At 47.6% G+C, this 1,202-nt stretch carries 1 protein-coding gene; it reads right to left on the minus strand.

Features of this window, described 5'->3' with window-relative positions:
* Window positions 1-1,202, minus strand: a 1,202-nt coding sequence (gene glnE, locus R7P69_RS24890) for a bifunctional [glutamate--ammonia ligase]-adenylyl-L-tyrosine phosphorylase/[glutamate--ammonia-ligase] adenylyltransferase (RefSeq protein WP_318121779.1), incomplete at both ends; no start/stop codon positions are given.

A 1,202-nucleotide genomic window follows, 5' to 3' on the forward strand; every position in this document is an offset into this window, starting at 1 on the left:
CTTCTTCCCATCGGTGTATACATTAACTGGGCAGTCGTGCATAAAGACGATATCTAAGTCTGAGTTGTAGCCCAACTCCCATCCACCGACTTTACCATAACCGATCACGGCAAAGCCTTTGCCTTCACGATCTTTCACGTGTGTTGGCTCGCCGTATTTTTCAGACACTTGAAGCCACGCTTGGCTGACCACCGCTTCAACAATGGCTTCTGCTAGATAAGTTAAGTGGTCACTTACTTTCATGACTGGCAGCACGCCAGCGATATCCGCTGCGGCAATACGCAGAATACAAATTTGCTTAAACTGACGCAGCGCTTCCATTTGCTGCTCCATATCATCTTCGGGAATACGGGCAAGGAAATCGCGCAATTCAGTGCGATAGCTATCGAGTGGAATTGGGTTGTACAGTTGTTGAGGATCTATCAACTCATCCAGAAGGATTGGATAACGAGACAACTGTTCGGAAATCATCGGACTTGCGGTACACAAGCGCACTAACTGCACCAATGCGGCAGGGTGTTCATCCAACAATTCTAAGTACGTCGTGCGCGTGCAAATATTGTGTAGTAAATGCAACACTCGCGGTAAACCAAATTGAGCGTCTGGGTGGGCAAACACCGCGTCAAACACTTTTGGCATCAAGCGGTTTAAGACCTCTCGCCCACGGGGGCCGAGCGTTTTCTTGGCCAAGTCGGCTTTAAAGGTGATGATAGCTTTAGAGAATATGGCGGGCTCTTCAACTTGAATGTCCTGCTCTAAAATCAGCTCTAGTACATCTTGTTTATTGGCCATATCCCATAATTCATGGAAATGACGAGCAATCGTGCTGCCCTCATCTTCTTCGTCGTCACCAATCAAGGTTTCAAATACTTGATGCACTTTGTTCATGTGCTGCTGAGTTTGTTCGATGAGCAGCTCCCACGACTCTAGCTGCATCGCAGTTGCCAGTTTTAAACGCTCAATGTCGCAATCGGGCAGCGTTTGAGTCTGCTTGTCTGCCATTGCTTGCAGTAGATTTTCTAGCTGGCGTAAATATTTATATGCTGCTTCCAGATTGCTGACTTCTTGCGGGGTTAACAGTGCAAGCTCTTCAATACCACTTAGGGTTTCGAGCAAGCCACGATTGCGCAAAGATGGCTCTCGCCCGCCACGAATCAGTTGGAAAACTTGCGCGATAAACTCAATTTCTCGAATACCACCAG

This window comes from Vibrio sp. 661 (assembly GCF_033339315.1).
GTDB lineage: Bacteria > Pseudomonadota > Gammaproteobacteria > Enterobacterales > Vibrionaceae > Vibrio > Vibrio alginolyticus.